At 58.8% G+C, this 24,702-nt stretch carries 22 protein-coding genes; 16 read left to right on the top strand and 6 right to left on the bottom strand.

The features are described from left to right. Positions 1-35: 35 nt before the first annotated feature. The gene (locus LSG25_RS12690; protein ID WP_232741289.1) at positions 36-317 is read right to left on the bottom strand and encodes a UxaA family hydrolase; all 282 of its coding nucleotides are present in this window, start codon (positions 315-317) and stop codon (positions 36-38) included. 303 nt (positions 318-620) lie between these two features. Next, positions 621-1,397 (bottom strand): transporter substrate-binding domain-containing protein, encoded by a 777-nt coding sequence (locus tag LSG25_RS12685; RefSeq protein WP_232741288.1) that lies wholly within the window; start codon positions 1,395-1,397, stop codon positions 621-623. A gap of 227 nt (positions 1,398-1,624) precedes the next feature. Between LSG25_RS12685 and LSG25_RS12680 the strand changes: the two genes are divergently transcribed. The 7 genes from LSG25_RS12680 (at position 1,625) to LSG25_RS12650 (ending at position 9,982) form a co-directional block, all read left to right on the top strand. Further along, positions 1,625-2,413, top strand: a complete 789-nt coding sequence (locus tag LSG25_RS12680) for a GntR family transcriptional regulator (RefSeq protein ID WP_232741287.1) — start codon at positions 1,625-1,627, stop codon at positions 2,411-2,413. A 91-nt stretch (positions 2,414-2,504) separates the two neighbouring features. After that, the gene (locus tag LSG25_RS12675) at positions 2,505-3,491 is read left to right on the top strand and encodes a tripartite tricarboxylate transporter substrate binding protein (protein WP_232741286.1); all 987 of its coding nucleotides are present in this window, start codon (positions 2,505-2,507) and stop codon (positions 3,489-3,491) included. Between the two features lie 13 nt (positions 3,492-3,504). Next, complete coding sequence (locus tag LSG25_RS12670) at positions 3,505-4,305, top strand: phosphosulfolactate synthase (RefSeq protein ID WP_232741285.1); 801 nt, start codon at positions 3,505-3,507, stop codon at positions 4,303-4,305. Positions 4,306-4,323: 18 nt separating this feature from the next. After that, positions 4,324-6,570 (top strand): DUF3604 domain-containing protein, encoded by a 2,247-nt coding sequence (locus LSG25_RS12665; RefSeq protein WP_232741284.1) that lies wholly within the window; start codon positions 4,324-4,326, stop codon positions 6,568-6,570. 145 nt (positions 6,571-6,715) lie between these two features. After that, entirely contained in the window at positions 6,716-7,921 is a 1,206-nt protein-coding gene (locus LSG25_RS12660; protein ID WP_232741283.1) for a glycine C-acetyltransferase, read from the top strand. A 53-nt stretch (positions 7,922-7,974) separates the two neighbouring features. Then, on the top strand, positions 7,975-9,024 hold the full coding sequence (gene tdh / locus LSG25_RS12655) for an L-threonine 3-dehydrogenase (RefSeq protein ID WP_232744680.1): 1,050 nt from the start codon (positions 7,975-7,977) through the stop codon (positions 9,022-9,024). A gap of 7 nt (positions 9,025-9,031) precedes the next feature. Continuing rightward, complete coding sequence (locus LSG25_RS12650; RefSeq protein WP_232741282.1) at positions 9,032-9,982, top strand: RluA family pseudouridine synthase; 951 nt, start codon at positions 9,032-9,034, stop codon at positions 9,980-9,982. An 882-nt stretch (positions 9,983-10,864) separates the two neighbouring features. Here the strand turns inward: LSG25_RS12650 and LSG25_RS12645 are convergent. After that, positions 10,865-11,860: an asparaginase gene (locus LSG25_RS12645; protein ID WP_232741281.1), complete on the bottom strand. Its 996-nt coding sequence runs from the start codon at positions 11,858-11,860 to the stop codon at positions 10,865-10,867. A 99-nt stretch (positions 11,861-11,959) separates the two neighbouring features. Next, complete coding sequence (locus tag LSG25_RS12640) at positions 11,960-12,862, bottom strand: LysR family transcriptional regulator (protein ID WP_232741280.1); 903 nt, start codon at positions 12,860-12,862, stop codon at positions 11,960-11,962. Positions 12,863-12,922: 60 nt separating this feature from the next. Between LSG25_RS12640 and LSG25_RS12635 the strand changes: the two genes are divergently transcribed. Both LSG25_RS12635 and LSG25_RS12630 read left to right on the top strand, forming a co-directional pair. Further along, positions 12,923-14,002 carry a 4-oxalomesaconate tautomerase gene (locus tag LSG25_RS12635; RefSeq protein WP_232741279.1) on the top strand — a complete coding sequence of 360 codons (1,080 nt, stop codon included), beginning with the start codon at positions 12,923-12,925 and terminating at the stop codon, positions 14,000-14,002. A gap of 32 nt (positions 14,003-14,034) precedes the next feature. Further along, on the top strand, positions 14,035-15,000 hold the full coding sequence (locus LSG25_RS12630) for a tripartite tricarboxylate transporter substrate binding protein (protein WP_232741278.1): 966 nt from the start codon (positions 14,035-14,037) through the stop codon (positions 14,998-15,000). A gap of 772 nt (positions 15,001-15,772) precedes the next feature. Here the strand turns inward: LSG25_RS12630 and LSG25_RS12625 are convergent. Beyond that, entirely contained in the window at positions 15,773-17,062 is a 1,290-nt protein-coding gene (locus LSG25_RS12625) for a Glu/Leu/Phe/Val dehydrogenase (protein ID WP_232741277.1), read from the bottom strand. Between the two features lie 474 nt (positions 17,063-17,536). Here LSG25_RS12625 and LSG25_RS12620 point away from each other — a divergent pair, with 474 nt between their 5' ends. Genes LSG25_RS12620 through LSG25_RS12610 form a run of 3 tightly spaced genes read left to right on the top strand, consistent with a single transcriptional unit; the run spans position 17,537 to position 20,530 of the window. Further along, entirely contained in the window at positions 17,537-18,274 is a 738-nt protein-coding gene (locus tag LSG25_RS12620; protein ID WP_232741276.1) for a phosphoadenylyl-sulfate reductase, read from the top strand. A 52-nt stretch (positions 18,275-18,326) separates the two neighbouring features. Beyond that, positions 18,327-19,235, top strand: a complete 909-nt coding sequence (gene cysD, locus LSG25_RS12615) for a sulfate adenylyltransferase subunit CysD (RefSeq protein WP_232741275.1) — start codon at positions 18,327-18,329, stop codon at positions 19,233-19,235. Then, a complete protein-coding gene (locus LSG25_RS12610) occupies positions 19,235-20,530 on the top strand; it encodes a sulfate adenylyltransferase subunit 1 (protein ID WP_232741274.1) in 1,296 nt (431 codons plus the stop codon). The genes cysD and LSG25_RS12610 overlap by 1 nt, the downstream gene beginning before the upstream one ends. A gap of 31 nt (positions 20,531-20,561) precedes the next feature. Here the strand turns inward: LSG25_RS12610 and LSG25_RS12605 are convergent, their stop codons facing one another. Beyond that, positions 20,562-21,047: an acyl-CoA thioesterase gene (locus LSG25_RS12605; RefSeq protein WP_232741273.1), complete on the bottom strand. Its 486-nt coding sequence runs from the start codon at positions 21,045-21,047 to the stop codon at positions 20,562-20,564. A gap of 198 nt (positions 21,048-21,245) precedes the next feature. Between LSG25_RS12605 and LSG25_RS12600 the strand changes: the two genes are divergently transcribed. The 4 genes from LSG25_RS12600 to LSG25_RS12585 all read left to right on the top strand — a co-directional run bounded on the left by LSG25_RS12600 (position 21,246) and on the right by LSG25_RS12585 (position 24,549). Further along, a complete protein-coding gene (locus tag LSG25_RS12600) occupies positions 21,246-21,974 on the top strand; it encodes a YggS family pyridoxal phosphate-dependent enzyme (protein WP_232741272.1) in 729 nt (242 codons plus the stop codon). Between the two features lie 98 nt (positions 21,975-22,072). After that, positions 22,073-22,909, top strand: coding sequence for an ABC transporter substrate-binding protein (locus LSG25_RS12595; protein WP_232741271.1), 837 nt, complete (start codon positions 22,073-22,075; stop codon positions 22,907-22,909). A gap of 49 nt (positions 22,910-22,958) precedes the next feature. After that, the gene (locus LSG25_RS12590) at positions 22,959-23,765 is read left to right on the top strand and encodes an amino acid ABC transporter permease (protein ID WP_232741270.1); all 807 of its coding nucleotides are present in this window, start codon (positions 22,959-22,961) and stop codon (positions 23,763-23,765) included. Further along, on the top strand, positions 23,752-24,549 hold the full coding sequence (locus tag LSG25_RS12585) for an amino acid ABC transporter ATP-binding protein (RefSeq protein WP_305072040.1): 798 nt from the start codon (positions 23,752-23,754) through the stop codon (positions 24,547-24,549). Before LSG25_RS12590 ends, LSG25_RS12585 begins: the two co-directional genes overlap by 14 nt. Positions 24,550-24,702 lie beyond the last annotated feature (153 nt).

The raw sequence follows: 24,702 nt of genomic DNA, 5'->3' as shown, positions 1-24,702 counted from the left end.
GCATGCCGTTCAAGCGGCGGCGCATCGAGGCCCGGTCACCAGCGCTTGGTCTTGATGTTGTGAACGTGAGCGTGTTCCCCCATCTTGATGGGAGCGACGACTTTTCCGATATCGACGCCGTACTTGAGCACGGTGTCGCCCACCGCCATGTTTTTCAACGCGATTTTGTGGCCGATGGGAATATCCTGCGCTGCCTTGACCTTGATGGTGCGGTCGTCGTCCATTATCCAGGCGGTTAATTCCGCGCCCGCCTTAACGCCTTCAACGACCGCGACGGCGACCATATCGTTGGCATCGTGTAATACAAGATGAATCATTCGAAGCTCCTTAATTTTGGCTTATGACATTTGGCAATCGACTCGAAGCGTGTTTATCTTAGATTCGAAATTCATCAAAGTCAACCATATGACCTATATCTATTATTGAAGCGGAAACGACCTTGTTGGCGACAACCGGAGTCGGTATTACAGGGCGGGGAGAAAAGCCCTGCCGCCGCCAGGGCGGCGCCGGCAGGGCTGGCTTGTGAGGAAGAGATCGTCGCTCGCGGCCGCAGGGGCGGGACGAGCGGCGCGTGCGTCAGCCCACGAATACGCGCAGGGGCTGAGGACTGGACCTGAGCCTTATTGAGGCACCCATTTGTCGGCCAATTTGGCATATTCGCCGCTGGCTTTGCTCAAGTGCAGCCATTGGTCCACGAACAGCTTGAAGCCCATATCGCCGTTGGCCAGCAAATAGCCCATTTCGGCGTATTGCAGGGGCTTGTTCGGATTGACGGGGCACAGCTTGGGGTTGAGCTTGCTTTGCACCTTGGCTTCGGCCGCTTCGGTCACGAAAACGTCGGCCCGGCCTTCGGCGACTTCCTTGAATATGCCGATATTGTTTTCATGCGTGATGATATGGGCTTTGGTCAGGTAGGTTTTGGCGAATTTCTCGTTGCTGCCGCCCGGGTTGACGATCACGCGCACATTGGGCTTGTTGATGTCGGCAATGGTCTGGAATTTCTTGGCGTTGGTGCACAGGGTAATGGGAGTCTTGCCGTTGATCATGTAAGGGGAGCTGAAATAAGCCCTTTTCTGGCGCTCGAGCGACACCGAAATGCCGCCGGCGCCGATATCGCATTTGCCCGAGGTGAAATCGTCCATGAGCTTGGCCCAGGTGGTTTTGACGAATTCGGTCTTGGCGCCCAGGGCGCCGGCCAGGGAGTTCATGAGATCCACGTCCAGGCCTTCGAATTTGCCGTCTTCTTTCATAAAACTGAAGGGCTTGTAGTCGCCGGGACTGCAGACACGTAGGGTATGGCTTTCCATGACGTGCTTCAGTGTGTCCGGTGCGGCGCTGGTTTGGGCTGCCACCAGGGTGGGCGCGGCGAGCAGGGCTAAGGCTAAAAGGTGTTTCATAGTGTGGGGCCTTTATCTGAAAGTGTGGCGGCTGCTATGACTATGGCCCGGGAATTGCCGGGCAGGCGTGTGCCTGGCCTATTTTTATGGCTTTGATGCGGTCACGCAATGCGTGATTACTCGCAATAAGCCATGTTCGGCTGCGGGAGAAATAAAGCTATATAGCTCTTGACCTCTATACTTTATCTTTGGTATAGTGCGGACACATTACGAAAACGAAGCTGGAAATGCGCGCCGACGATTCTGTCCTTTCTCCCGCCAATGCCATATCCCGGTATTTTTTCCGCCTGGGCCCGCTGGGCTTGAGCAAACACGCCCAACTGCGTGAATCGATTATCCAGGCGGTCAACGATGGCCAGTTGCGCTATCAGGACAAACTTCCTCCGGAAAAAGCGCTGGGCGATTTGTTAAGCATCAGCCTGGGAACCACCCAGAAGGCCTTGGGAACTCTGGCGGCCGAAGGGTATCTGGTCCGCAAGCACGGTATCGGCACATTTATCGGCCAGCCGCGGCGCGCCATACAAAAATCATGGCACTACCGCTTTACCGATCCGGCCACCGGCGAACACCTACCTGTGTTTGCGCACCTGATAGGGCGTACCGTGGTGGGCGATGGGCCCTGGACGAAAACCCTGGGGCCCGATGCCCAGGGCTACATACGCATCGACCGGCGCATTTCAATCGATGAGCGCTTCGCGTGTGTCAGCGAGCTGTATTTGCCGAAGTCGCTGTTTGAGGGAATGCTCGATATACCCGCCGCCAGATTGGAAGACGTCAATCTCAAGGAAATCCTGGAAATGGAGTTCGGGTATCCCACCGTCGAGGCCAAAGGCGGTGCCCGTCTTGTGCGGCTGGAGCCGCGCATTGCAACGCTCATGGATCTGGCGCCGGGAAGCTGGGCGCTGAAAATCAATATTCATGGCAAGACCCGGGGCCAGCAGCCTATTTCTTACCAGAAAATGTTCGTTCCTCCTTCCGATTGTGAACTCGATATGGATTTCACAGGAGCTTCCTGACGGATTCCCGTCCCCTGCCTTGCGGGTACTCGGAAGCCCGGTACAGGTTTGCATGTCCTTGCTTGTGTTCTGTCCTTATAAGGAGAGATGTATGGTGGCGCTGCATGAAAAACTACGTGTCGTATTCCTGGCCTGTACCGTGTTGTTCGGTGTTGCAACGGCCTCCCAGGCTGCCGGTTTTCCAGACCGGGCCCTGACTCTCGTTGTGCCGTTTTCCCCGGGAGGAGGGCATGATTTCACGGCACGGCTGCTGGCGTCCAAGCTGGACAGTTACCTTGGGCAGCAGGTCATTGTCATCAATAAGCCAGGCGCCGACGGCATGATCGGGGCACAGTATGTGGCGCGGTCCAAGCCCGACGGCTACACCCTGGTCATGTCGTCCCCGGCCGAAACCGTGATTGCTCCTTTCCTCTATAAAAACATGAGCTACGATCCAGGCAAAGACCTGAGCCCGGTCACCCTGGTGGGTATCACGCCCATAGCGCTCATCGCCAATCCTTCATTTCCACCGAATACGGTCACCGAGCTGGTCGCCTACGTAAAAGCGCATCCCGGTACGGTGAATTACGGTACGCCGGGGGTAGGCAGCGCCCAGCAACTGGCGGTGGACTGGATCGATCGCTCGACCGGAATCAAGATGCTCGATGTGCCTTATAAAGGCGCCGGGCCGGCAACGCTCGATGTCCTGGCCGGGCAAGTGCCGCTGGCGAGCGTGGGCATGGCCCCGGTCATGCCGCACTGGAAAGAGGGCAAGCTCAAGGTTCTGGCCATCATGGACAATAAACGCCTGAAATGGCTGCCCGATGTGCCCACGGCCAGCGAGACAGCAGGCGCGGGGGCGGTGGATGTCGTTCAGTGGATGGGCCTGTTTGCGCCGGCCGGTACGCCGAAGGCCATTATCGATAAGCTGAACACGGCCTTCGCCAAGGTGCTGCATGACCCCGCCGTCAGGAAAACCATGATAGGCCAGGGCGTCGATCCCGTGGGCAACAGCGTGGCGGATTTTTCCAAGTATTTGAAGCAGGAAAGCCGGAAATACGCCGCACTGGTCAAAGAGTCCGGCATTTCAGCCAAATAAGGAGCCACATTATATGGATACCCGCGCCCCGTTCGATTTCGTAACCTTGCCCGCCGCGCGCAGCAGCAAACCGCGGCGCAACGGCCGCACCATGATGATCGACGATGGCCTGCCGCTGGGCCATACGGCCGACTTGATGGCCATGGCGGGCGACTATGTCGATCTGGCCAAGATAAAAACAGGCACGGCCCGCTTGTATACGCGTGAAAACCTTCAGGCCAAGCTTGCCCTGTATCGGCAGTCCCAGGTTCGCTCTTTTCTCGGTGGGCAGTTCCACGAATATATATTGGCGACGCAAGGTGAAGCCGCCTTGCCGCGTTTTTATGACGAGGCGCTCAGCCTGGGCTTCGAAACAATCGAAATTTCCGACAATGTCGTGCCCCTGACCGCGCCGCAGCGCGTGGCCCAGATCCGGGCCGCCGTGGCAACCGGGCTGACTGTGTTCGGCGAGGTGGGCTCAAAGGAAACGCTGAACGATCCAAGCCTGTTGGTGGATCAGGCGCGCGACTGCTTCGATGCCGGTGCCGAGCTGGTGCTGGTCGAAGCGGCGGAACTGGTTGAAAATGGAAAATTGCGTGCCGGCACGATAGAGTTGCTGATGCGGCAGCTGGACATGACGCGCGTCATGATCGAGCTGCCCGGCCCGTGGATAGCCGAGGTACGCAGCTGCGACATCGAGTCGATGAAGAAAACCTTGATCTCGGTATTGGGGCCCGATGTGAATCTGGCCAATGTGGCGGCCTCGACGCTGATCGATACCGAGGCGGCTCGCGTGGGGCTGGGCACCGCCGGCCCGGGAACTTCCTCTCACTGACAACGGACAGACATACTTATGGGACACTCAAGCTACGCGGCACATCTGATGGGTTCGGCAACGGTCGACCCAACCGGTGAATTCGAGGCGGGAAGCTTCAATTCGTTCACTCTGGTTTACACGGCCGGTTATTTCGGTATTGATGATACCGGGTCGATCAAGGTGGTGCATCGCTTTGCCAGCGATATGGGCCGCCCTCAATTTACCGATCCGCAAGGCTGGAACTACACTACCGTCGAAGCGACGAACGGCGCCGTGCTGGATGTGACGTACGATGGCAAGCTCAATATACGCCCCTGGGACAAGACCCTGTTCATACGGGTCGTGCGGGGTTTCCTGCGGGAAGGCGACCAGATCATTGTCCGGTTCGGCGACAGGCGCCAGGGCTCGCCGGGCATAAGAGTGCAGACGTTTGTCGAGCCTACTTTCGAATTCAAGGTTCTTGTCGACGCCTTTGCCACGTACCAGTACGTGGAGCTCGAGCAGTCCCCCGTCATTTCCGTCGTGGCCGGGCCACCGCTTGGATTCAAGGCCATTCTTCCCACCCTGGTTCGCGCCGGGGAGCCTTTCAGGTTTGGATTCAAGGGCGAGGACAAGTGGGGAAACCCCAGTCATTGCGTGACAGGCACGTTTGAGGTGCGCAGCAATTTTCCTATAGAAAACCTGCCTGCGTCGTTCGATATGTCACTAGGGGACTATGCACGGATCCTGCCGGATCTAAGGGCAAGCCAGGAGGGCGACCTGGAAATCGAAGTGTGCCAGCAAGGGCGGGTCCTGGCGCGCTCCAACCCGTGCCGCATCGTGCGGCAAGCGCAGCATCGCCATTTCTGGGCCGATTTGCATGGGCAGTCAGAGGAAACCATCGGTACCAATTCGGCGCGCGACTTGATTGTCTTCGCCAGGGATCGCGCCTTTCTCGATGCAATGAGCCATCAGGGCAACGATTTCCAGATTACGACGGAATTCTGGCACGAACTCAATCGCCTGACAGGCGAATTCAATCGGGACCATGAATTCGTCATCTTCCCCGGATATGAATGGTCCGGCAACACCGGCCTGGGGGGCGACCGCAATGTCCTGTACCTGAACGAAGGGCGGCCCATACACCGATCGTCGCACGCCCTGGTCGACGATATGTCCGACGCGGATACCGATGCCAACAGCGCCGATCAGTTGTTCGACGCATTGAAAGACGAGGATGTGATCGTTTTTGCGCATATCGGCGGACGCTATGCCGACATCACCATGTCGCACAACGCGCAGATCGAACGATCCATCGAGATCCATTCCGATTGGGGCACCTTCGAGTGGCTGTTGGCCGATGCGTTCGCGCAGGGATATCGCGTCGGCATCGTTGCCAATAGCGATGGACACAAGGGCCGCCATGGCGCCAGCCATCCGGGCGCTTCGCTATTCGGCGCGTACGGCGGATTGACCTGCCTGGTCGCCGGCGAACTGACGCGAGATTCCCTGGCCGACAGCCTGCGTCATCGGCGCCACTACGCGACCACGGGTTGCCGTGCCTTTCTGGCGGCCAATATTGTTTTCGACCACCCGGCTACTTTGTTCTCCGATGATCCGAACCTGGGGCTGCCCGTTACGACCACAAGCACCCTCAAAGCGGATATGGGCGCTGTCACCGAATACGATGGCGAGAGCGCAACGTTTGAATTCGAGCTGCTCACCGAAGGGCCCATTGAAAACATCGAGATCCGCAATCGCATGGAGGTGGTGGAAACATTGCGCCCGTACGGGCAGGCGGATTTGGGGCGGAGGATTCGCCTGATCTGGGAAGGCTCCGGTTATCGCGGGCGCGGCCGGCAAACTGTTTGGGATGGCTGTGCGGCCTTGACCGGCAATGCATTCGAACAGCCGCAGCCGGTCAATTTCTGGAATCTCGACAAGCAACTGGTTCAGACCGCGGACAATCGTCTGGAATGGAAATCGCTGACAACCGGCGGATTCAGCGGCATTGACGTACGGCTGGCCCATCCGGACGAAGGCACGCTTCATATAGAGACGCCGCTTATCAAAGAAACGATTCCGGTTGCTTCGATAGGCATGGAGCCCCTGTCGTTCGAAAATGGGGGCATACGGCGTCGACTGCAAGTCTTTCGCCTGCCCGACCAGAACCCAAGCCGACGCTTCAAGCAAAGCATACGCGTCCCATTGCACAAAGACGGCGATAACGCCATTTATCTGCGCGCAACGACCGAAGATGGCTTTTTCATTTTTTCGAGCCCTATTTATATTGTCAGGAAGTAAGCCCAGGCGCAGTAATCCCATTTTCATATCAAACAGGCACTTTGCTGGCTTCGCTTACCTTGCCCGGTAATGCCTGCGCTTCGCGTTCACGCTTGATCTGGAAATGGAATAACATCATTCTGTATTGTCGCTCAAGGCTTTTTCCATGAACCGCTCATTTCTCGATCATGTGAACACGCAAATACAGCAGTTGCGCCGCGACGGCTTCTACAAGGCCGAGCGTGTCATGGCCAGCGCCCAGTCGGCGCAGGTGGCGCTGGCCGATGGCTCCCGGGTGCTGAATTTTTGCGCCAATAATTATCTGGGCCTGGCCAACGACGCCCGCCTGATACAAGCCTCCAAACAAGGGCTCGATGAGGCCGGATTCGGCCTCGCATCGGTTCGATTCATTTGTGGAACGCAACTGGGCCATAAGGAACTCGAACGGATGCTGGCCGGCTTTCTGAAGATGGGCGATGCCATCTTGTATTCCAGCTGTTTCGACGCCAATGGCGGCCTGTTCGAGGTGTTGCTCGACGAAGGCGACGCGATCATCAGCGATGCGCTCAATCACGCCAGCATTATCGACGGAGTGCGTTTGTGCAAGGCCCAGCGCTATCGCTATGCCAACAACAATATGGCCGATCTCGAAGCGCAACTGCAAGAGGCCGGCAAGGCAGGCGCGCGCTACAAACTGATTGCCACGGATGGGGTGTTCTCCATGGATGGGGTCATTGCCGACCTGAAGTCCATTTGCGACCTGGCTGATCAGTACGGTGCCATGGTCATGGTCGACGATTCGCACGCGGTGGGTTTTATCGGCGAGCATGGCCGGGGTACGCCCGAGTATTGCGGTGTCGAGGGCCGGGTGGATATCCTGACCGGCACCTTGGGCAAGGCACTGGGCGGGGCTTCGGGTGGTTATGCGGCGGCGCATCCGGCGGTGGTGGAATTACTGCGCCAGCGTTCGCGCCCCTACCTGTTCTCCAATACGCTTGCGCCGGGAATCGTTGCCGCCTCCCTGAAAGTGCTGGAGCTGCTGCAAAGTACCGAGGGCGATGCCTTGCGCCAGCGTGTTCACGCGAACGGCCGGCAATTCCGCAACGCCATGGCGGCGCTGGGCTTCGAGCTGGTGGCGGGCGGGCATCCGATTATTCCTGTCATGTTCGGCGATGCGAAATTGGCGGGGAAAGTGGCTGATGAGCTTTTGCACGAAGGGGTGTATGTCGTCGGTTTTTCCTATCCGGTGGTACCCAAGGGCCGCGCAAGGATCCGCACTCAAATGAGCGCGGCGCATACGCCCGAACACATTGACCAGGCGGTGGCCGCGTTCGGGCGTGTCGGGCGGCGGCTGGGTGTAATCCATGAGTAGGGGCGCTCCTTGTGGGCGCCCAAGGGATAAGCGGTTTATTTTTGGAGCGCATGATGCGAGCCCTGGCAAAACTGGAGCCTACGACAGGCTTGACGCTGACTGAGGTCGAAAGGCCTGTGATCGGCCATAACGATGTTTTGATACGCATACGCAAGACGGCGATTTGCGGCACGGATATCCACATCTGGAAATGGGACGAATGGGCCAGCCGGACCATACCGGTACCTATGCAGGTAGGCCATGAATATGTGGGCGAGATCGTCGAAATCGGCCAGGAGGTCAGCGGTTTTAATATGGGCGACCGGGTTTCGGGCGAAGGGCATATTACTTGCGGATTCTGCCGCAACTGCCGGGCCGGGCGTCGTCACTTGTGCCGCAACACCCAGGGGGTCGGGGTCAATCGGCCGGGGGCTTTTGCCGAGTATCTGGCAATACCTGCCTTCAACGCGTTCAAGATTCCCGATGATGTGTCCGACGATATGGCGGCGATCTTCGATCCGTTTGGCAATGCCACGCATACGGCGCTGGCGTTCAATTTGGTGGGCGAAGACGTGTTGATTACCGGAGCCGGGCCGATAGGCGCCATGGCGGTGGCGATAGCCCGCCATGTGGGGGCGCGCAATGTGGTGATTACCGATGTCAATGAGTATAGGCTTGAGCTGGCGCGCAAGATGGGTGCTACGCGGGCTGTCAATGTGACCCGCGAATCCCTGCCCGATGTGATGCGCGACCTGCATATGACCGAGGGTTTCGACGTTGGCCTGGAAATGTCGGGCGTGCCCAGCGCGTTCACTTCCATGCTCGAGCAGATGAACCATGGCGGCAAGATTGCCATGCTGGGCATACCGCCGGCGGGGTTCGGCATAGACTGGACCAAGGTGATTTTCAAGGGACTCGAGATCAAGGGTATTTACGGCCGGGAGATGTTCGAGACCTGGTACAAAATGGTAGCCATGCTGCAAAGCGGGCTGGATTTGTCGCCGATCATTACGCATCGCTATACGGTCGACGAATATCAAACAGGCTTCGAGGCCATGCTGTCGGGCCAGAGCGGCAAGGTGATTCTCGACTGGACGCCGGCTACGATGCGGCAAGCGGCATAAGCATTCTATGCAGAAGTCGGGTCGGGCTGAATTCATGACACGGGCGCCTTTGCCGGTGCGTGACGGTGTGGCGCCCAGTCGCGTGTATTTGCCTGCAGGGCCCTGGCCGACCTTGCTGGAGTTCCTGCTGGAACGCTTTCCTTATGTGGAGCCCGCGGTGCTGCGCCGCCGCCTGGATTGCGGCGAGATCGTCGATGCGGCCGGGCAGGCGCAGATTGGGGCAAGTCCGTACCGGCCCCAGCGCTGGTTATGGTATTACCGCGAGGTGGCCGATGAAATTCCGGTCCCATTCGATTTGCCGATACTGCATCGTGATGAACATTTGGTCGTTGTCGACAAGCCGCATTTTCTGGCGAGTACGCCGGCGGGGCGCTATTTGCGTGAAACGGCCTTATTTCGCTTGCGCAATGCGCTGGATCTGCCTTTGCTCAGCCCGATTCATCGTTTGGACCGCGATACGGCCGGGGTGATGCTTTTCAGTGTCAACCCCGATAGCCGCGGCCCGTACCAGGTTATGTTTCAGTCGCGCGAAATTCTCAAGGAATATGAGGCGATTGCGCCGTTCAGGCCGGATCTGAGCTTGCCCTGTGTGCATCGCAGCCGCATCCAGCCTCAATCTTCTTACTTTACGATGGAGGAAGTGGCCGGCGAGCCCAATAGCGAAACCCGTATCGAGCTGCTGGACCAGAGTGCGGGCCTGGGGCGCTACAGGCTTTTGCCGCGAACGGGGCGCAAGCATCAGTTGCGGGTGCACATGAGTGCCTTGGGAATTCCGATTTGCGGCGATGGTTTTTACCCGACGCTGCATGCGCATCGGAGTGAAGACGATTTCGAGCGTCCTTTGCAATTGTTGGCGCGTTCGATTGAGTTTATCGATCCTCTGAGCGGTCGTCCCAGGCGTTTCGAGAGCCAGCGGCAATTGGTCGGTTGGATGAAGGGAAGCGGTGAACGTATCTAGAGTATTTTTGGTGCGGGTGTTTACGGCATTGGATGCGTTCCAGTGACTTTTGTTTTGAGCCGTTTTTTGGGCTTGGGTAGTGACTTTGAGCTGCCTGTATTGGCTGCGATGGTTTTGGATTGTGCGTTGCTGTGTAGGCGGCGGTTAATTCTATAAAGACGCCGCAGGGTGGGCGGTGCTGTGCAGTCCGGCACGTCCAGCGGTCGGCTAGCTGCGCTAGCCGACTACCCGGGTCTGCCTCGTCCAGGCGGGCGTCGGGCCAACTCGCAGTGCCTCGCGCGCGAGGCACTGCTCAGACAGGGCCCGCCGAAGGCCCCCGCCTTCCCTTCGTCAGCACCCGGCGCTGGACTACCGCCGGACTACACAGCACCGCCCACCCTGCGGCTCGCGTTGAGGTAATGCATCGAGGTATATGTTGGGGAAGCGGGCGTTTAGTCAATCGAGTCGTCAATCCATCAAGAAGTCAATCGAAATGGATACGGCCACGTGATAGAGGCATAAGTGCAGGCACGTTACTTGTTCTATGGGTGCAGGCCCATTAACGGTAGGTGCAGGCACGTAAATTCCAGGCATGCCACAACGTGAGCCGTCTATCGGGGCTTGGGGTCAGGACCGGCGTAAGGCGTGCGCCGGATGCTACCGTAGGGAAGGCGGGGGCTTTCGGCGGGCCATGTTTGAGCGTAGCCGCGCCAGCGGCGTAGCGAGTTTGGCCCGACGCCCGCCTGGACGAGGTAGATCCGGATCAAGCACGCCGTGCCGGGCCTGACCCCAAGCCCCGATAGACGGCGTCTTTAAATACCAATACCCACCCACCGAATCCCGTAAACAACTCGAACCAAAAATGCATCTAGATGCCGCCTCACCGCGCTTCTTGCCGACGGCTCAATACCGGTCGAAGTACGATTGGATTTGCGCAATGTCCCCGGTGACACCCAAGGCCAGCATCAGCAGAATACGCGCTTTCTGCGGATTCAGGGAGTTGGCAGAAACCAGGCGCTGCCTGGCATCGTTGACGCTGGCCGACACGATTCCCGAACCGACGCGGCTGGAGCGTACGCAAATCACCTTGTGTTTTACGGCAAGCCTGGCGCCTTTGCGCGCCTGTGGCGACATGCTCCCGTTGCCGCAGGCGGCGACAACAATCCCTTGGGCTCCGGCCGCTATCGATGCTTCGTAAAAATGCAGGCCGGCATTTTGGTGGTCATAAATAATATCTACCGAGGGCAAAGCCTTTGTGGCCGATATGTCGAAGTCCGTCTGAGTGGTATGCAGCCGTGTGGGAGTTTGGTACAGGTGAACCTGCTGGTTGTTGATGTGGCCGATACATCCTTGCTCGTATGAACGAAAAGTATCGACCTGGGTCGTATTGGTTTTGCTGACAAAACGGGCCGCGACGATGCGATCGTTGAGCGAGACCAAAACACCCAGGTGGCTGGCCTGGGGATGGGCGGCCAGCAACACTGCGTTGTAGAGATTGAGTGGGCCGTCGGCGCTGATCGCCGAACCCGGACGCATGGCGCCCACAAGAACCACAGGTTTATGGCTTTTCACTGTCAGATTGAGGAAATACGCGGATTCCTCGAGTGTGTCGGTGCCGTGTGTGATGACAATGCCATCGATATCCGGGTCGGCCAGCAACTGGTTGACCCGCGTCGCCATTTTGAGCAGCATCTTGTTGGTGATGGCAAAGCTTTCGATATTGAACAGCTGTTCGCCGCCGATCCGGGCCAGCTTGGCGATTTCGGGCACGGCCTTGAGCAATGAATCGATGCCTTCGGTGACGCTGTAGTCTGTCAGGGCGGTCGAGCTTGGCGCGGTCGAGGCGATGGTGCCGCCGGTTCCTATGATGACAACGTGGGGCAGTTTTGATTTGTTCATGCGAGGCGATTTCCTTGATCTGCGGGAGCGGTGTATTCCAACCGGGCGGGCCGGCAACAATTTTACTTCCGGAATGCCGCATTGCGCGACCCCTGGGCCTTAGCGGCGATCGGCTTCTTTCTTGATGAGTTCGTAAAGCACCTTGGCCGCCGGAGACAGCGGGCTGTGTTTTTTGCAAAGCAGGCCGAGTGTTCTCGAGACTTCGGGTTCGATCAGGGGGATGCCTTTCAGCGTGGAATGGTTTTTTGCGGGCAAGGCAAGCTGCGGCACAGCGGCGACTCCCAGGCCTGCTTCAACCAGGCCCAGCAGCGACGACACATGCGCGACTTCGAAAAAGCTGCTTGGACGGCGTGCGCTTTGCGCCAGGGCGGAGTCGATCAATACCCTGTTGCCGCTTGACTTCCCGACGCTCATGAAACGTTCGTCGCATAATTCCTCCCAGCGCACCTTGCGCCTTTTGGACAAGTGGTGGTCCTTGTGCACCGCCAGTACGAAGCGTTCGGTGAATACCGGTTCGAATTCCAGATCCGCTTCCTGGGTGCCGATAAAATTGATGCCGAAGTCGGCTTGCCGATTGATGACGGCATTCAAGACCGTATTGGCGCTTTCGTCCAGGATGCGCACGCGGATTTGCGGGTAGCTCTTGGTGAATTTTGCGATTACCGCGGGTAAGAAATAGTATGCGGCCGAGGGCACGCAGGCTACGGTCACCACGCCGCGCCGTTGCGCGGCCAGATCGGCGATTCCCAGCATCGCTCCTTCCAGTTCATCGAGCGCGCTGCGCGAATGGTCCAGGAATGTACGGCCTACATTGGTAAGCACGACGTGGCGGGTACTGCGTTCGAACAGTTTGACGCCCAGTATGGACTCCAGCTTTTCGATACGGCGGCTCAGGGCCGGAGCCGACAGATGAAGGTCTTCGGCGGCGGCCCTGAATGAGAGCTTTTCGGAAACGGCTACAAATGCCTGGAGCTCTTGCAGGTCGAAATTGATGCGTGCCATGCAATAGTCCTTGTTAAAGTTGCAATTCACTAATTTTCAAGGCAATTGCATCATACTCGCATGGAAAAAGAAATACCTTGCGTACTGATGCGTGGAGGCACCTCCCGGGGGCCTTTCTTCTGCGCCGATGCCTTGCCTGCCGATGTTGCCGAGCGTGATCGGGTGCTGATTGCCGCGATGGGTTCGCCCAACGATTTGCAGATCAACGGATTGGGCGGCGGAAGCACGCTGACCAGCAAAGTGGCGATTATTTCGCGGTCGGCCCGGCCTGATTGCGACGTGGATTATCTGTTTGCCCAGGTTTCGGTCAATCAGGCTCTGGTCGACACCCGCCCCAATTGCGGGAATATGCTGTCGGCGGTGGGCCCGTTTGCGCTGGAGCAAGGGCTGGTTCACGCCAGCCGGGATGAAACCATGGTCCGGGTTTTCAACGTCAATACGCAGACGGTTATCGAGGCCATTGTCAAGACGCCCGATGGCCACGTGACCTATGAAGGCAATACGCGCATCGACGGCGTACCGGGGACCAGCGCGCCGGTAATCCTGAATTTCCTGAATGCGGAAGGCAGTCTGACGGGAGCCTTGTTCCCCACCGGATCGCCTGTCGATATGATTGACGGGATCGCCGTAACCTGCATAGACGTGGCCATACCCCTGATGATTATCGCCGCCGATTCTCTGGGCTTGGAGGGCAATGAAGCCCCCCAGGAACTGGACTCCAATGCGGACCTGATGCGGCGGCTTGAAAAGCTGCGCCTTGAGGCGGGGCTGCGCATGGGGCTGGGGGATGTGGCGCACAGTGTCGTTCCCAAGCCGGTGCTGGTCAGTGCCGGCGCGGATGGGTGTTCAATACAGTCGCGCTACTTTACGCCGCATCGCTGCCACAATGCGCATGCGGTGACCGGTGCCATCGGCGTGGCCAGCAGCTTTATTCTTCCTGGCACGGTATCCCATGAATTGAGGGGGGCGATGCCGCCCTCGGGGGGAACCGTGACAGTCAGGCATCCGGCAGGGCAGATCGAAATCTCGCTCCAAACCATAATGGAGGATGGGCAACTGCGGATCAAGAGGGCCGGGGTAGTTAGAACGGCAAGAAGAATCATGAGGGGAGCGGTATCCGTACCCGGGCCGACTTCCTGATCTACTTATATAGCAAGCAAAAGGAGTTTGAAATGAAATTCGCGATAGCGGCAACGCTGGCCATTATGTGCACGGCGACAACCGCAGCCTGTGCGGCGGACGCCGATTTTCCCGATCGCCCCCTGACCATAGTCGTGCCGACGGCCCCTGGCGGCGGCAACGACGCCATGGCGCGTATCATTGCCCAAAAAATGGGCGCCGAGCTGGGTCAGACGGTAGTGGTCGAAAACAAGCCGGGTGCCAATGGCGCGATTGCTTCAGGCTACGTGGCTCGCGCCAAGCCCGATGGATATACGATTTTGTTCGGCTATATCGCCACGCATGCCATCAATCCGGCCATACAGAAGGTCAATTACGATCCGGTCAAGGACTTTGCTCCGATCGGTGAGGTGGCTACTTCGCCGACTTTGCTGGTGGTGAATGATGCCGTGCCGGCCAAAACCGTGCAAGATCTGATCGCTTTGTCCAAGAAGCCCGGTTCAAACCTGAATTACGCCTCGGCGGGTACCGGGACCGCTCCTCACGCTGCGGGCGAATTGTTCAAGCTGGCCACCGGCGCTGTGATGCAGGATGTGCCCTACAAGGGCTCGGCTCCCGCCATGATGGATACGGTGTCAGGTGTTACGCAAGTCATGTTCCCGAGCTTGTTCACTGGAGCGCCTCAAATCGAGAGCAAGCGGGTGCGTGGCTTGGCGGTTGTGGGGGATAAGCGTTCGCCTCTGTTTAAAAATTTGCCGACTTTGAAGGAGCTGGGCATCGATGTGTCGGTTGACCAGTGGTATGCCCTGTTTGCGCCGGCCCAGACGCCCGCTCCCATTATTGCCAAGCTGAACAAGGCGTTGAATGGCGCGTTGAAGGATTCGGTCGTTGCGCAGAAGTTCGTGGATCAAGGTGCTACGGTGGAAGGCAGTACGCCGGCGGCATTGGGTGATCTGGTGAAGAATGATTTGGCCAAATGGAAAAAAGTCGTTGCCGCCACGCATATGACCGCGAACTAAAGTGTTTTCGGTTTACGTGTTTCAGTGACGTTCGTTTTGGGCCGTTTTTAGGCTTATGCGATGGCTTTGGGCTGTGTTTGCTGGGCGGTTAATTCTATAAAGACGCCGCAGGGTGGGCGGTGCTGTGTAGTCCGGCACGTCCAGCGGTCGAGGCGCTACGCGCCCCGACTGCCCGGGTCTGCCTCGTCCAGGCGGGCGTCGGGCCAAACTCGCTACGCCCCGCGGTGCGGGGCTACGCTCAAACATGGCCCGCCGAAAGCCCCCGCCTTCCCTTCGTCAGCACCCGGCGCTGGACTACCGCCGGACTACACAGCACCGCCCACCCTGCGGCTTGCGTTGAGGCAATGCATAGAGAGAGGCATTGGAGTCGTGCACCGAGAGAAACGTTAAGGTCATGCATCGAGGTATACCTTGAGCTGGCAAGTTCATTCCAGGCATGCCATTACGTGAGCCGTCTATCGGGGCTTGGGGTCAGGACCGGCGTAAGGCGTGCGCCGGATGCTACCGTAGGGAAGGCGGGGGCTTTCGGCGGGCGCTGTCTGAGCCCAGCCTCGTGAGGCTGGGCGAGTTCGCCCGACGCCCGCCTGGACGAGGTAGATCCGGATCAAGCACGCCGTGCCGGTCCTGACCCCAAGCCCCGATAGACGGCGTCTTTAAATACCAAAGCTACCAACCCACCGAATCCCACAAACAACTCGAACCAAAAATGCATTACACAGGCATTGCATCGTAGGGGAAGCCATTGCGGCCTCCCGCAGTCAACGCATCGGCCTTACGGATACAGGCCGCGCACTTCGCGGGCTTCCAGTATGCGTGAGCATGCCACGATAAACGCGGCGGTTCGCATGGTGACCTGGTGCTCTTTGGCGACCGCCGATATCGAAGTGTAGGCCGAGCGCATCATGGTTTCAAGGCGATGGTTGATTTCGGGCTCGGTCCAGTAGAAGCTGGAGAAATCCTGCACCCACTCGAAATAACTGACCGTGACACCGCCCGCGTTGGCAACTACATCGGGCACGATCAGAGTGCCTTTCGATGCAAGGATATCGTCGGCTTCTGGAGTGGTCGGGCCGTTGGCGCCCTCGACCACGATTCTTGCTCGGATGGAGTTGGCATTGCTGCTGTTGATCTGGCCCTCCAGGGCCGCCGGGATGAGGATTTCGGTTTCGAGAGCCCAGAAATCGGCGGGGTTCAGGCTTTCCGCCTCGGCGGCTCCGGCGATTCCGCCGGTTTGTTCCACATGGTTGAGCAGGGCCATGACGTTCAGGCCATTGGCATTGTGCACGCAGCCCGTATGATCCTGGACTGCGATGACTTTGGCGCCCAATTCGTAGAACAGGCGCGCCGCCGTGCCGCCCACATTACCGAAACCTTGCACGATGACCCGGGCACCCTGCAGGGTGATACCCAAGTCTTGTGCGGCTTCGCATCCCACCACGAAAACACCCCGGCCTGTCGCCTCGACACGGCCCAGGCTGCCGCCCAGCGACACTGGCTTGCCGGTGACGACCCCTGTTGCCGTGGAGCCTTCATTCATGGAGTAAGTGTCCATCATCCAGGCCATGGTCTGGGCATTGGTGTTGACATCGGGTGCGGGAATATCTTTGTGGGGGCCGATGATTACACCGATTTCGCTGGTGTAGCGGCGTGTGATCCGTTCGAGTTCGGGGCGCGAGAAATTGCGCGGGTCGATGCGGACCCCGCCTTTGGCTCCGCCGAAGGGCAGGTTGACGGCGGCATTTTTCACCGACATCCAGGCGGCCAGCGCCATGACTTCGGAGAGCGTGACATCCTGATGGAACCGCACGCCGCCTTTGCCCGGACCGCGCGACACATTGTGCTGCACTCGGTAGCCCTCGAAGTGGGCCACGGTACCGTTATCGAGTTCTACAGGAACATCCACGATCAGGGCGCGCTTGGGACGTTTGAGCGTTTCCAGCCATTTGCTCAGGCGCCCCAGGTATGGCGCAACCCGATCGACCTGCTCTAGATAAATACCCCAAGGACCCAGGTCCTTGGGGTCGAGATAAGAAGGAAGTGCATGCGTTGGGTGCGTCGACATTATGTGGCCTCTAGTGTTGAAAGGAATGCCTGTTGAGAGAGTTTGGTGTTTCGTCTTGAAGCTGCAAGCTTACTATGTCCCTATTTAATTTTTGAAATATTTAAATAGGGACATATATTATTGCGTGCTTGTCATGGCTTTCACGCAACGCTGAATCCTGTGCCGATATCACAACAAGGACGAGAGGAAGCCGCTCGATGTTCAATCCGCGGCGGCTTTCATTCCGGACTTGCCGCGCCGGAAGTTTCCTGGCGGAAATACCGAACGAGCCCGCCGGCCATCATGCATGAGCTTATGTGTTTTCGGATTAATGCTCAATAGCGATAAACAGCTAACCATTAATTCGTTCCTTCGCGGCTCATATGCGTCCAGACTACGTTTTTGAATAGAGTCATTGCGGCATCGGCCATGAGCCCGATACTGTGGGCCGGATTGCTTCCGGCATCGGCGCAAGGGACTGAACCAAGGCATGTCGTGAGTACTTTATTACATTCTTTCCCGGATACTGAAACATCCAGTCAATGGACGGCGCTGGTCGATAGGGTGGCCGGCATAGCCGCCGACCATCCCGATGCCGTGTTTGCATCATCGCTGGCAGCCGAAGACATGGTGTTGCTGCACGCCCTTGTTCAGGCCAAGGCTCCGATCGAGGTGTTCACGCTGGATACCGGGCGGCTGCACCCGCAGACCCTGGCCATGATAGACACCATTGCGGATCGCTACGGCGTAGCCGTTCGTGCAGTCAGGCCCGATCCGGCAGCGGTACAGGAACACGTGGCGCAGTTCGGCGAGTTTGCCTTCTACGACAGCGTGGACTTGCGCAAGGCCTGTTGCGGCATTCGCAAGGTCGAGCCGTTGCGTCGTGCCTTGCAAGGCCATTCAGCCTGGCTGACCGGGCAAAGACGCGATCAATCCATTACGCGCACCGAATTGGCCGAATCCGAATTCGATACGGTGTTCGGCTTGCAAAAGTACAACCCCCTGGCGAGCTGGACCACCGATCAGGTGTGGGCCGTCGTACGCGCGCTGGATATCCCCTACAACCCGCTGCATGACCAAGGCTATCCCTCGATAGGCTGCGATCCCTGTACGCGGGCGATCCGGCCGGGCGAGGATGCAAGGGCGGGCCGCTGGTGGTGGGAGCAGAAATCGTCCAAGGAGTGCGGCTTGCATGCCGGCAATTTGAAGACGATGGAAGTCCAGGCCGGCTAGCGCTTGCCGGGACTGATGAATTGAGTTGATGCCGGATTTGAAGAGGAAGATTATGGGTGACATTACCGCACGGACACATCTGGACTGGCTGGAGTCCGAGGCGATTTATATTTTGCGCGAGGTGGCGGCCGAGTGCGAACGGCCCGTGCTTCTGTTTTCAGGCGGCAAGGATTCTGTAGTGCTGCTGCGCCTGGCCGAAAAGGCATTTCGCCCGGCCGGCTTTCCATTTCCCTTGATGCACATCGATACCGGCCACAACTTCGACGAGGTCATCGAATTCCGCGACCGTTGCGTGGCCGCACTGGGCGAGCAATTGATCGTACGCAATGTCGCGGATTCGATTGCCCGTGGCACGGTGGTTTTGCGCCGCGAAACCGATTCGCGCAACGCTGCGCAGGCCACGACTTTGCTTGAGGCGATAGAGGAATTCGGCTTTGACGCATGCATTGGCGGCGCCCGGCGCGACGAGGAAAAGGCCCGGGCCAAGGAGCGGGTTTTCTCGTTTCGCAACGAGTTTGGCCAATGGGATCCCAAGGCCCAGCGCCCGGAATTATGGAACCTGTTCAACACCAAGGTTCACAAGGGCGAGAACATGCGGGTCTTTCCGATCTCGAACTGGACTGAGCTGGACGTGTGGCAATACATACAGCGCGAAGGCCTGAGCCTGCCTTCGATCTATTACGCGCACGAGCGGCAGGTGATTCCCCGCAATGGGCTGCTGGTTCCATTGACGCCGCTTACTCCGCTCAAAGATGGCGAAACGGCCGAGACCCGGACGGTGCGTTTCCGGACGGTGGGCGATATTTCCTGCACCTGCCCGGTGGCTTCCACGGCGGGCAGTCCGGAAGCGATTATTGCCGAAACCGCTATTACAACCATCACTGAGCGCGGTGCCACGCGCATGGACGATCAAACTTCCGAGGCTTCGATGGAGCGTCGCAAAAAATTGGGGTATTTTTAATGAATGCAATCAATGAGTCCTGGCTGTCGACCGCCGATACCGGGGTGCTGCGCCTGATCACGGCCGGGTCGGTCGATGACGGCAAGTCCACGCTGATCGGACGCCTGCTGTATGACAGCAAGGGTGTTTTTGCCGATCAGCTCGAATCCATCGCGCGTTCCAAATACAAGCGCGTGGCGGCCAGTGAAATCGACTTGTCGCTGCTGACCGACGGGCTTGAGGCCGAACGCGAGCAGGGCATAACGATTGATGTCGCGTATCGCTACTTTGCCACGCCTTTGCGAAAATTCATTGTGGCCGATGCGCCGGGGCACGAACAGTACACGCGCAACATGGTTACTGGCGCCTCCACCGCCCAGGTCGCCATTATTCTGATTGACGCCAGCCGGGTCGTGAATGGCGAACTGTTGCCGCAGACCAAGCGCCACAGCGCGCTGGCGAAAATGCTGGGATTGCAGCATATTGTGGTGGCCGTCAATAAAATGGATCTGGCTGGCTGGGATGCCCGGCTTTTTGAACAAATACGCGAGGCCTATGCGGCACTGGCCGAAAAACTCGGCATAGCCCAGTTTCATATTGTGCCGATATCGGCCCTCAAGGGCGACAATGTGGTCGAGCGTTCCGAGAATACCCCTTGGTACGATGGCCTGCCCTTGCTTGCCTTGCTGGAAAATCTGCCCTCGGCCACCTCGGCTGCGCAAACCCCCGCGCGGTTTTTTGTGCAGTGGGTCATCCGCCACGGAGGCCACGACGTGAACGATTTCCGCGGCTATGCCGGACAACTGTCGGGCGGCAGCTTGCGGGTTGGCGACGAGATCAAGGTACTGCCTTCCGGTGAAAGCGCCAAAGTGGCCCGCCTGGTGCAATTCGATCGCGATGTCGATCTGGTGATCGGCGGCGACAGCGTAACCGTGGTTCTGGATCGCGATATCGATGTGTCGCGCGGCGACCTGATTGTGGCTGCCGACGCGCCCGTTCGCGTGACCAAAGAGTTCGAAGCGGAGCTATGCTGGCTCGATCAGCAGGCACTCAGCCCGGTGCGCCAGTACTGGCTTAAACAGGGTACGCGCATCACGCAGGCCAAGGTCAAGGCGGTGCACACTCGTCGCGACATGCGCGAGTTGCTGCATGTGGAGGCGGGCGGGGCGCTGGCCATGAACGACATCGGCCGCGTGACACTGGTGTCGCGCGATCTGCTGGCGATCGATTCTTACACGGATCAACCGGTTACCGGTTCATTTATCCTGATCGACGCGGCTACCCATCAAACGGCCGCGGCCGGCATGGTGCGTTAGGCAGGGGCGCGGGTGCTCCGCGCAGCCCCGCTCAGTTCGGCGCCTGCTTGATTTTCATATGGCGGCGTTCCATCTCCTGGCGCAGCTCGCGGCGCAACAGCGCCGCGTTGAAGCGCCCACGCTCTTCGTCGTTGCCTGGCTCCAGCGGCGGCACCTCGACCGGCGTGCCCTGGCTGTCGACCGCGATCATGGTGAAATAACAGCTATTGGTATGGCGCACGAGTTTTCGGCGTATATCTTCCGTGACCACCTTGATGCCGATTTCCATTGATGTGCGGCCGGTGTAGTTGACCGAGGCGTAAAACGTCACCAGCTCGCCTACATGGATAGGTTGGCGAAACATGACCTGGTCGACCGACAGGGTGACGACATAGGTTCCCGCATAACGGCTGGCGCAGGCGTAGGCCACCAGATCCAGTTGTTTGAGTATGGCCCCGCCATGTACATTGCCCGAAAAATTGGCCATATCGGGTGTCATGAGAATGGTCATGGAAATCTGGTGTGTGGCGTCGTTCATTCTTTGTGCAGGGATATTGAGTGGATGGTTCGGGCGGCCTGGGGCGGCCGGGCTTGATGTGTCGTTGCCGAAGGAGCGGACACAAGGCCCGCCCCTGGCAATGGGGAATGCCGCCGATGCCGAGCAAAAAAAAACCAGTTGCAGTACTTTTAGGGTATATGAAAGATGCCACTGTAAAGAAGTAATGTGAGGTTGTCGATGTCTGATTCCATGGAAATTCGCCTGGCCGGGGTGCGCGAACGCATTGCGGCGGCTTGCGCCAGAGCGGGGCGTTCACCGGACGAGGTTGTGCTGCTGCCGGTAAGCAAAACCTTCGGGCCCGACTCAATACGCAGCGCGATGGCATTGGGCCTGACGCGATTCGGTGAAAACAAGACTCAGGAAATCCGCCAGAAGGCACAGGAGTTCGGCGCGGCGGATCTGGCCTGGGTGATGATAGGCCATCTGCAAACCAACAAGGCCAAAGAGGCCGCCCGCCTGGTGGCTGAAGTCCAGTCTCTCGATCGCTTGTCGCTGGCTCGCGAGCTCGATCAGCGTTTACAGCAGGAAGGTCGGGCCATCGATGTCCTCATACAGGTCAAGACCTCGGCGGAGCCCAGCAAGTTTGGCCTGCCGGCGGAGGAACTGCCGGAATTCCTCAAACAACTGGCGGCGTTCGACTGCTTGCGAGTCCGGGGCTTGATGACGCTGGCCGTGAATTCCGCAGATGAAATGGCGGTGCGGATGTGTTTTCGCACCTTGCGCTTATGGCGGGATCGTTTGCGGGCCGACGGGGCGGCCGGCTTGACGCGATTGTCCATGGGCATGAGTGGGGATTTTGAATGGGCCATTGAGGAAGGTTCGACAGAGATTCGCGTGGGATCGGCGATTTTCGGCCATCGCACCTATGCGAATGCTGCTGCACAGGAAGGATCTCCGGTCTGCTAAAATTCGCCCAGGCCCATCGACGCGTACCGCGTACGAAACAATAATGCGGCTTGCGTTTTTCCAGCGGTCGAACCCAGATATCGAAAACAGGAGCAGCAATGCGAACCATCCGGAAATTTACATTCCTCGCTGCGCTGCCGGCAATCTGGCTCGGCTGTGCCTTCTCCCCGGCGATTGCGGCAGACACGATTGCCGCCGGCTCCATCACCAACAGTCCGCCGATGATTTCCTATGCGTCCGACGGCACTACGCTGCAGGGCGTTATCGTCGACCTGGCCGCGGCGATGAGCAAGCAGATGGGCAAGACAATTGCCTTCAAGCCCATTCCTTTCAATGGGCTCTTGCCGGCCATGCAGGCGGGACACATCGACATTACCTTTACTCTCATGAACGACACGCCCGAGCGCGAGAAGATCATCGACTTTGTCGACTTCTTCAATCTGGGCACGATGCTGCTGATCAAGAAAGGCAATCCGCAGCATGTGGAAAGCCTGGAAACCATGTGCGGCCAAACCGTCTCCACGGTCCAGGGGTCGACGCAGCTCGCGCTGGTTGCCGAAATGAGCGGTAAATGCACCGCGGCCGGAAAACCCGCGATCCAGAATCTGCAGTACGCGCAGCCTTCGGATGCGCGGCTGCAAGTGCAAACAGGCCGCGTTGCGGCGTTCCTGGGCAATTCGCCGGTCATGGTCTATTTGGCCAAGACGGCGGGTAATGGCTCCATCTTCGATGTCGTTCGCGGCCACGAATATCAGCCGGTGCCCTTGGGAATCGGTGTGTCGAAAACCAATCAGCCTTTGCGCGATGCCTTGCAGAAGGCGCTCAATTCGCTGATCGCCGACGGCAGCTATCGCAAGATCCTCGAAAAATATCAGGTCGAGGGCGGCGCCGTGACATCGGCCGCGATCAACGGCGGCCAGAACCTCAAGCTATGAGGCGCGGCTCGGGCCATGCGGCCCGCGAAGGCGGCCGCGGGAGGCCGGCGTGAATCGCGTTGTGCCGCTGCGGCGCCCCTGGCTCTGGCTTGGGAGCGCCGTGGTGACGGTGGTGCTGGCCTTGCTGGCCGTTTCAGTCTATCGCAATCCGCACATCGACCATTCGGTCATTATGCAATATCAGTTCGCGCCGGCGATCCTGCAGGGCTTGCGCACGACTGTCGTGCTTGCCGTCCTGGCGGCGATCATTGGTCTTGCGCTGGGCATTGTGCTGGCTTTCATGAGGCTGTCCGCCAGCCCGGTCCTGCGGCTGGGCAGCGGTTTCTATACCTGGCTGTTGCGCGGCACGCCGCTGCTGGTGCAAATCCTGCTGTGGGGTAATCTCGCGCTGCTCTTCCAGCACATAGGCCCGTTCGACACCAATGCGATCATGACTCCGTTTGTCGCTTCCGTCGTTGCCCTGGGCCTGAACGAGGCCGCCTATATGGCGGAGATTGTCCGGGCGGGGATTCTGTCTGTCGATCGAGGCCAGTACGAAGCTTCGCTTGCACTGGGCATGCCGCGCACGCTCGCGATGCGGCGCATCATCCTGCCGCAGGCCCTGCGCGTCATTATTCCCCCGGCCGGAAACCAGTTCATTTCGCTGTTGAAAGCCACGTCGCTGGTTTCGGTGATTGCCGGCGGCGATTTGCTGACGGCGGCCGAGAACATTTCCTCGGCCAATCTGCACACGATCGAGCTGATGTTGGTGGCAACCTTCTGGTATCTGGTGCTGACGACGATTACGAGCGCAAGCCAGTATTTTATAGAGCGGCGGCTTGGCCGCGCGGGAACGGGGCTGCATGGCACTCGATGAGGCGAAGCCGGCGGGCCCAAGGCCGATGGTCCGCGCACAGGATGTGCACAAGCGCTACGGACGCGATGAAGTGCTCAAGGGAATCAATCTGGAAGTCTCCTCCGGAGAGGTGCTGTGCCTGATCGGACCTTCGGGCTCGGGCAAGAGCACGTTTTTGCGCTGCATTAATCATCTGGAAAAGATCGATGCGGGGCATCTGTGGGTCGATGGCGAGCTGGTCGGTTACCGCGAGCGCGGCAATCGACTCTACGAGCGTCACGAGCGCGAGGTTTGCCGCCAGCGTGCGGGCATAGGCATGGTTTTCCAGCGTTTTAACCTTTTTCCTCATATGACGGTGCTCGAGAACATTATCGAGGCGCCGCTGCATGTGAAGCATGAGTCCAAGCCCCAGGCCGTGGAGCGCGCCCGTGCATTGTTGCAGCGGGTGGGCCTGCAGGGAAAAGCCGATGCCTATCCCAGCCATCTCTCGGGCGGGCAGCAGCAGCGCGTGGCGATTGCGCGGGCTCTGGCCATGCAGCCCAAGCTCATGCTCTTCGACGAACCGACGTCCGCGCTGGACCCTGAGCTTGTCGATGAAGTGCTCGCGGTGATGCGCAGCCTGGCCGACGAGGGCATGACCATGGTCGTTGTGACCCACGAAATGGCTTTTGCCCGCGATGCCGGCGACCAGATCGCCTTTATGGACGGCGGTGTAATCGTCGAATCGGGGCCGCCGGGCGAGGTGTTGTCGCGTCCGCGGCATGAGCGGACCCAGGCTTTCCTGGCCAGGGTGATCGGCGCATAGCCATCGGCTGCCTTGGCATGCCGCATCGCTGCCTGCGGTTACATTCAAGGGCGATGATCGTATCTTCTAATGCCGGATTCGGCAGAGATCGGGCATAATCAAGCGCGTAATAATGTATTTATACGCCAATGCGTAACAATATATCCGTGATTT

Source organism: Paralcaligenes sp. KSB-10, assembly GCF_021266465.1.
GTDB lineage: Bacteria > Pseudomonadota > Gammaproteobacteria > Burkholderiales > Burkholderiaceae_B.
The sequence above is the reverse complement of the archived record's forward strand: the minus strand, read 5'-3'. Positions and strand labels throughout refer to the sequence as shown.